The sequence below is a fragment of the Paracoccus sediminilitoris genome (genome assembly GCF_003259195.1).
Taxonomy (GTDB): domain Bacteria; phylum Pseudomonadota; class Alphaproteobacteria; order Rhodobacterales; family Rhodobacteraceae; genus Paracoccus; species Paracoccus sediminilitoris.
The window spans coordinates 1-5834 of sequence record NZ_QJPK01000055.1 but is presented as its reverse complement, the minus strand read 5'-3'; the positions used below and the strand labels follow the sequence as shown (position 1 = coordinate 5834).

Below are 5834 nucleotides of genomic sequence, written 5' to 3'. Positions count from 1 at the left end.
CTCCGCAATAGCTCTCGCAGCAACAATCCTCTTCTGGCTCTGAAAATCAATGAGGCTGGAGCCTAGGAAAGGCGGACGAAAGACCAGTGCCAAACTTCGAATGTTTCAGCTAGATCGCGATGCGGTAGATGATGCCGTTCTGCCCTGGCGCGCGTCCGGCGCTATGGATGGCATAACCGCCTCGCCCCACTTCCTGATTCAGCCATCGATAGATCGCGTCAATATCGCCGCGAAATTTGCCCTCGGGAGCGACGAAGAACAGTCGCACCGGAAAGACGGCATCGTCTATTTTGGATTGCGGAACACTACGTCTGGACATGGTTGGAACATATGGAGAACGCGCCATGCTCAGTCAAGCGTTTCGGTGACTGTCAGATCAGACGCGCTTCCTCGGCGCTGTTCGAGTTGATCTGATCTTGCGCTGTCTTACATCCTGGAGCGCATCTCAACATGGCGCTATTCAAAGCAGTGCGTCTCACTGTATCTTTTGCACATGAGTCGCGCTTCAGTCATTTCAAGCATCATTTTCGCGCAGCTTCGCGTACTGATGGTGCTTGTCTCGGTCATGCTGATCTCAGGTTCGGCGGGAGCATCGAGTGTACAGCACGACACCCGCAGCGTCCTTTCGAGCCATTCCGATCAGGCGGTTCTTTCCACGACAGAGTGGCGCCTCGTTCGGCTACCCGATCTGCGGCTGGCTCCGGAGGGTGGGGGTGGTTGTCTTAACCCTCAGGCTTCATGGCCTGAACCACCTTGCGACCCCAAGTGCGTGGGCTTTGGCCCGACGGGCAGCGATGTCACGGTGTTGGCGCCGGATCGGCACTGGTCCGCCCGCGCTCCCCCCACGATTGCCTGACGTCATCGGATCTCGCCCTTCCTAAGACGACACCCGTCCTGATGCGGACGAGGTCCATGTTTGGCGTGCCCAACCGGCGCGCCTTCTTTAGGCAATCATGGAAATCATCATGCTGAACAATATCGGCCTCCCGGGGCTGCTCCTTATCGTCGTCGTCGCGCTCGTACTCTTTGGCAAGGGCAAGATAAGCTTCGTCATGGGCGAGGTCGGCTCTGGATTGACCGCCTTCAAGAAAGGTCTGCGCGAGGCGGACCTGGCAGAATCCACCAGCGGTTCTGTGGCTTCCAACCTCGACACGCCGTCCCGCACTGACAAGCATTCGACGGAGTCGCGGACATGACGGAGCAAGACAAAGCTAACGCAGTGATCATGCAAGATGACCGAACCGCAGACATCTTGACCAGCACAGCATCAGATCACCCCTCGCAGGTGCGTCAGGTGCTGACCCACTGGATCCTCTTTATCGGCGGTCTGACAGTTCTTCTTGGGCTTGCGGCTTATTTGACCTAGTAGTTGCGAAAGAAGGGAGCGGATTATTTCCGCTCCCCGTTGTCGACGGTGTGAAGGCGTCGGCCGCACGGATCGGACCGCAAGGTTCGGTCCACTGCCGCGACGCGGAGGGGCGAAGGTGTCGGGGCGGTCGCTATGCAGCCGCCACGATCAGGATCTGCGATCAGGGTTTGGGATTGGACTTGGGTTTAGCGCCTGCCGGAGCCGACGCTTGAGGCCTGGATCCGCTTTGCAGCAGGCGCTCACCGAAGGCCTGGCACGCTTCGAAGACGCTTTTGCCGTCGTCGATGGTCCGGACCAGATCGCGTTCCTTCGAAGGGCTGGTGGTATAGAGGCGGGCCGGACCCGACCGTTGATGCGCGACGATCAGGGCGCAAAGCGGTGCCACTGCCAGCATAAAGGCGTGAACCTTTGCTGCCGTGATGCCAAGGACCGGCCCGGCGATCGCGGCATTCGCTTTGGCAATGGGCTCGGCCGTGCCATCGCTTACCGCGCCGGCAGTGATGTCGACAAGGATCAGCCCGGCAGGCACGATGCCAAGCCAGAAGCTGCGTGTCCTGGTGATCAGGATCGGGGCGATCGTCTTGATGCTGTTCATAGCGATCTCCATGAAAAAGGCCGCCCGAAAGGGCGGCCGAGATGAATTGGATGGGGTAGAACTGGTGTCAGTCGCCGGAAGCGTAGAGCAAGGCGATGTCACGGTGATGCAAAGCGCACTCAGGATCCTCGCGCACAAGGATTGCAGCCTTGGCCTCGAGGATGACATCACAGCCGTTTTCGAAGCTGTATTGCCGCTCGCCATTCGGCAGAACGCTCTGCACCGGGACCTCGTCCATCGGTCGTTCGCCTTGAGGCGCGGGATCTGCACAGCCGGACAGGAGTGCAAAAAATGGCAGTATCAGCAGGGCCGGTTTCATCATGAACCTCTTGGATCGCTATCTGACCCAACTTGCGCGGCCAAGGTTCAGTTTCCTTCGAGCCATTTTGGAACATTGAAGCCGGGGCAGGCCTTGGCCGCGTATTGATTGTGGCCGCTGACCCGCTCGATGGCGGTTCGAGTCCCGATCGCATCGATCATCTGGCGCAGGGTGATGTCCTGCTGCGCGGTGTAATTTGCCGTGAATGGATCGGTCTTGGCCGAGCCGTATCCGCCGAGCAAACAGATCCTGATCGTGCCCGAGTTGTGGCCGATCGTATGGGCGCTGATATCGACCTCGGGGCGGCCCGGCAGCACCTTGCCATCGCGATCAATGACCCAGTGATAGCCGATGTCGCGCCAGCCTTTGGCGCGGTGCCAGCTGCGGATCTAGGAGACCTTCTCGGCGACCGGTCGTCCAGCCATCCAATCGGCGCGGGTCGCGCTGCAGTGAATGATGATCTCGTGCACGGGATGGCCCGCACTGCCCTGGCGGATCACCGGCCCGTTTGCCGGTCGCGGGGCAGGGGCCAGTGGCGTGCTCGCCGGCTTTCCACCAGCAGCCAGCCAGGCCTGTGCTCCGGCCTTGGTGTCATTGCCGAACCAGCCGTCGGCACCGCTTCGGCCCAACTCATAGCCAAGGGCAGTCAGTCCGGCCTGGATCGACCGGATCGCGTCTTTCGACATGTCGTTTCTCCATGAAAAAGCCCCGCACGATGGCGGGGCTGGGGGTTGAACAGTGCTCCTTGGCGGATTTTGTCGAGGCTGTGCCGGCTGCGCGGTATGACTACGCAGCTGGAATGGCGGCCCTGTACTGTGAGGGTATCGGGGTCGACCTGCGCTCAGGCCTATCCGTCCGGCTAGCTTGTCAGCGGCTCTTGCCAAGACCCAAGATCAGGCATGAGCAACGGAAAATCTGACAACACTCAAAGCGTCACCATCATCAGGCCGATCGCGGATTTTTCGAAAGACCGGCGGTTTGCCTACCAGGGCCGATGGTGGCGCTGCAAAAGCATTCGCATTGTCGGGGCCGGCAAGCTTGAGCTGGTGTTGTGTGATCCCAGACCTGTCGAGAGCGACGATTAAGGAGTGAACTCCGCTCATCCCGGCTTTCTCAGCAGCATGAAGGCCACGGGGCGGGTTGCGTCATAGACGGCGCGGCCGGCGCAGTCGAACTCGAGGCTCAGATAGACGGTGACCCGCCCCGGGGCGACCTGGGGCGGGACGTCCATGCGCAGGCGCAGCGGTGTCTCGTTGCCGCCCACTTGGCGGGCGGGCTTCTGCGCGAGCCCGGCGCTGGCGATATTGGCCTCGTCGGTAAAGATCGCCGTGCGGCTGATCAGCGTGCAGGCGGCGCCGGTGCGGGTGCGGGTGCGGCGCACCACCGGGCTCAGGGTGATCGGATCGCCCTGGTAGACCGGCTCGCGGACATGGCTGAGCCCCGCCACCTCGTGGATGACCCGGTCCTCGCCCGTGGCCGCCATCACGTCCTGCGAGAGCTGGTCGAGCTTTTCGGAGACCTCGGCCAGCCGCGTTCGGCCACCCTCTCGACCATCCGCGCGAAGGTGCGGGCCAGGTGCTCGGGCAGTCGGGCCCGATGGACCTCGGCGGCACCATCCTGGAACCCGAGCCGCTCCGAATAGACCGGAGCGACGGCACTGAAGTGCAGCACCTTGCTGATCGTGCCATCCGGTGCCCGCTTCCAGATGCCGGGCGAAAGCCCCGACCCCTCGCGAGGCACAAAGAACCCGGCCCGCTTGCGATGGCGCCTGCGCGACGCCGCCGTGGTGTTGGTCGTGGTATCGCGCTGCGCCTGAACCGCCGACAGCGCCTGGTTGCGTTCGCCGGTCTGCCAGTTGCCATAGGCGTTCAGCTTGGCCCCCTCCGCAGGGATGGCCGACTGGATGATGCCGTCATAGGCCAGCCGCGAGGACAGCAGTGCCTCGAGCTCCGTCTGGCCACGCGCGCCGCCCAGCTCCTGCATCTTCAGGTAATGCCGCCGTCCGACCGTTGGACGTTCCATGACCAAGGCTTCCAGGCTGTTCGGCTTGGCACGCCACACCATGAAGGCGTTCTTGGTGAACCGCGTGGGCCGGTCGCAGACCGCGTCCATCCGGGTCTGCGCATGCGTCAGGACATCGCCAGCCGTGTCGTTCAAGGCCTATGCCGCTGCCTGTCGCGCGTCCTTGTCCGCCAACTGGCGCAGGTTCCGCTGCAGATCGGCGTCGTCCAGCGTGATGGAAAGCACGGCATTTCCCCCGTCTGCGATCAATCGGATAGAGCTATCGCCTCTGCGCCTCGATAGAAAACTGTCGCCACGTCACGGCAAAATTAACCAAATAGACTACTGGGGCAGCACTCGGCTAAGTGCGAATGGTTAAATTTTTGATTGGCTTTTTCAGGGAGTGGCAAGTTATGCCCCGAATGGTGTTGACCGACTTTCAATCGCTTCAAGCAATTGTCGTGGAATTTGAACTCGACGCTGAGCTATCAGTCTCCGAATGCTTTGATTACTCTACCTGCGTCATCATTACGTCGGACGGCCAAGAGCGGTCCCTGTTTGTCGTCGAGTCCAAGTTCCACGTCGAGGAACTATGGCGCATAGCGCGGTAGTCTTACTGGCCAGTCAGACAGCGAACATGCTGCGCAATGCCGCAAATTTGGCCAACGAGCATTCGCTTTCCTCCTGTGGCATGTCGTCGATAGCAGGTCGTGTGATCCCCGCGCGCCGTATTGTGTTGAGATCTTGATCTGAGTACCTCTGTCACTTGCACAACATGCAACGTACCGGAGGACGTAAAGTCTTGCGCATTATCATCTTGACCACCATGCCGGGCGGCGAAGCGGTCGTGGTGGCATTTAATGCCGAAACCAAGTTCGAGATTTATTCTGGCGCTGAGGGCGCATGCACCTTGGTTCTGTCTCTGGCTGGGGTGCAGCGCATTCTGCATGTCCAAGAAACGTCTGGAGAGATCCTGAAAGCGAGGGACGAAGCATTGTCCCAGACGGGCTAATCTCAGGGTGGGATCCGATGGCCGAAGTGTAGACCTTGGCGAATGCTGCCTGGGATCAAATCAGCGGATATATGCCTGCTCAGTCATCACTTTTTGCAGCCCTTGGGAACCTGCACATTCTCCACGTCATTTGTATCGACTTAACCAAGATGACGATTGACGGAGGCGTCCCATGCGCGGCGATTTCACGGATGAGGAACTACGGCTTATTCAACATGCCTTGCGTTCCTACCAGCATAACACCGGCTATCATGCCCTGATTTCGAAAGTTGAGATGATGGTCGAGCGTTCAGTGTTTGGGTATGGTCCACAACTTCCCTTTGAACTGCTCAAAGAGAGAACGACGCGCCTGTCCTGAGACGACAAACACCCGTTAAAGAAGCCAGCAATCTTCGAAGCGTCAGATGCTGCCCGCGTGGGACAAGCTGCTTCATTCGGGCCATGGCCTTCTCTTTATCGCCAGCTGATGTTCTCTTGACCTGAGCCCCGCATTCTCCTCCGGTTTGAGATAGAATCCGCTTCAAACCGAGGAGACGGA

Annotated in this window: 12 protein-coding genes; 5 read left to right on the top strand and 7 right to left on the bottom strand. The window is 60.1% G+C overall.

Features of this window, described 5'->3' with window-relative positions; translation table 11 throughout:
- Nucleotides 1-109: 109 nt before the first annotated feature.
- Nucleotides 110-319 (bottom strand): hypothetical protein, encoded by a 210-nt coding sequence (locus DKT70_RS17925; RefSeq protein WP_146612693.1) that lies wholly within the window; start codon nt 317-319, stop codon nt 110-112.
- Between the two features lie 646 nt (nt 320-965).
- On the opposite strand from DKT70_RS17925, the gene DKT70_RS17325 reads away from it, so the two are divergent.
- Both DKT70_RS17325 and DKT70_RS18125 read left to right on the top strand, forming a co-directional pair.
- Nucleotides 966-1196 (top strand): twin-arginine translocase TatA/TatE family subunit, encoded by a 231-nt coding sequence (locus tag DKT70_RS17325; RefSeq protein WP_111560306.1) that lies wholly within the window; start codon nt 966-968, stop codon nt 1194-1196.
- Nucleotides 1193-1366: a hypothetical protein gene (locus DKT70_RS18125; protein ID WP_158530154.1), complete on the top strand. Its 174-nt coding sequence runs from the start codon at nt 1193-1195 to the stop codon at nt 1364-1366. Before DKT70_RS17325 ends, DKT70_RS18125 begins: the two co-directional genes overlap by 4 nt.
- Before the next feature lie 163 nt (nt 1367-1529).
- Here DKT70_RS18125 and DKT70_RS17320 read toward each other — a convergent pair whose 3' ends face one another.
- From DKT70_RS17320 to DKT70_RS17310, 4 genes are all read right to left on the bottom strand, one after another.
- The gene (locus DKT70_RS17320; RefSeq protein WP_111560305.1) at nt 1530-1964 is read right to left on the bottom strand and encodes a hypothetical protein; all 435 of its coding nucleotides are present in this window, start codon (nt 1962-1964) and stop codon (nt 1530-1532) included.
- Between the two features lie 67 nt (nt 1965-2031).
- Nucleotides 2032-2283, bottom strand: coding sequence for a hypothetical protein (locus tag DKT70_RS17920; RefSeq protein ID WP_146612692.1), 252 nt, complete (start codon nt 2281-2283; stop codon nt 2032-2034).
- 47 nt (nt 2284-2330) lie between these two features.
- Entirely contained in the window at nt 2331-2636 is a 306-nt protein-coding gene (locus tag DKT70_RS17315; RefSeq protein WP_325048052.1) for an N-acetylmuramoyl-L-alanine amidase, read from the bottom strand.
- 36 nt (nt 2637-2672) lie between these two features.
- Nucleotides 2673-2969, bottom strand: a complete 297-nt coding sequence (locus DKT70_RS17310; RefSeq protein ID WP_111560303.1) for a peptidoglycan-binding domain-containing protein — start codon at nt 2967-2969, stop codon at nt 2673-2675.
- A 213-nt stretch (nt 2970-3182) separates the two neighbouring features.
- On the opposite strand from DKT70_RS17310, the gene DKT70_RS17915 reads away from it, so the two are divergent.
- Entirely contained in the window at nt 3183-3368 is a 186-nt protein-coding gene (locus tag DKT70_RS17915) for a hypothetical protein (RefSeq protein WP_146612691.1), read from the top strand.
- Between the two features lie 14 nt (nt 3369-3382).
- Here the strand turns inward: DKT70_RS17915 and DKT70_RS17300 are convergent, their stop codons facing one another.
- Together DKT70_RS17300 and DKT70_RS17295 are read right to left on the bottom strand one after the other, a co-directional pair.
- Nucleotides 3383-3766 (bottom strand): hypothetical protein, encoded by a 384-nt coding sequence (locus DKT70_RS17300; protein WP_111560301.1) that lies wholly within the window; start codon nt 3764-3766, stop codon nt 3383-3385.
- Nucleotides 3766-4440: a hypothetical protein gene (locus DKT70_RS17295; protein ID WP_233490655.1), complete on the bottom strand. Its 675-nt coding sequence runs from the start codon at nt 4438-4440 to the stop codon at nt 3766-3768. The genes DKT70_RS17300 and DKT70_RS17295 overlap by 1 nt, the downstream gene beginning before the upstream one ends.
- A 646-nt stretch (nt 4441-5086) precedes the next feature.
- On the opposite strand from DKT70_RS17295, the gene DKT70_RS17285 reads away from it, so the two are divergent.
- Complete coding sequence (locus DKT70_RS17285; RefSeq protein ID WP_111560299.1) at nt 5087-5296, top strand: hypothetical protein; 210 nt, start codon at nt 5087-5089, stop codon at nt 5294-5296.
- Between the two features lie 172 nt (nt 5297-5468).
- Nucleotides 5469-5654 (top strand): hypothetical protein, encoded by a 186-nt coding sequence (locus DKT70_RS17280; RefSeq protein ID WP_111560298.1) that lies wholly within the window; start codon nt 5469-5471, stop codon nt 5652-5654.
- The last annotated feature ends 180 nt before the right edge of the window (nt 5655-5834 follow it).

Coding starts and splice junctions, on each gene's coding strand:
- DKT70_RS17280 (WP_111560298.1), top strand. CDS start 5,469: ATGCGCGGCGATTTCACGGATGAGGAACTACGGCTTATTCAACATGCC.
- DKT70_RS17920 (WP_146612692.1), bottom strand. CDS start 2,283: ATGAAACCGGCCCTGCTGATACTGCCATTTTTTGCACTCCTGTCCGGC.
- DKT70_RS17925 (WP_146612693.1), bottom strand. CDS start 319: ATGTCCAGACGTAGTGTTCCGCAATCCAAAATAGACGATGCCGTCTTT.
- DKT70_RS17325 (WP_111560306.1), top strand. CDS start 966: ATGCTGAACAATATCGGCCTCCCGGGGCTGCTCCTTATCGTCGTCGTC.
- DKT70_RS17300 (WP_111560301.1), bottom strand. CDS start 3,766: ATGGCGGCCACGGGCGAGGACCGGGTCATCCACGAGGTGGCGGGGCTC.
- DKT70_RS18125 (WP_158530154.1), top strand. CDS start 1,193: ATGACGGAGCAAGACAAAGCTAACGCAGTGATCATGCAAGATGACCGA.
- DKT70_RS17320 (WP_111560305.1), bottom strand. CDS start 1,964: ATGAACAGCATCAAGACGATCGCCCCGATCCTGATCACCAGGACACGC.
- DKT70_RS17915 (WP_146612691.1), top strand. CDS start 3,183: ATGAGCAACGGAAAATCTGACAACACTCAAAGCGTCACCATCATCAGG.
- DKT70_RS17310 (WP_111560303.1), bottom strand. CDS start 2,969: ATGTCGAAAGACGCGATCCGGTCGATCCAGGCCGGACTGACTGCCCTT.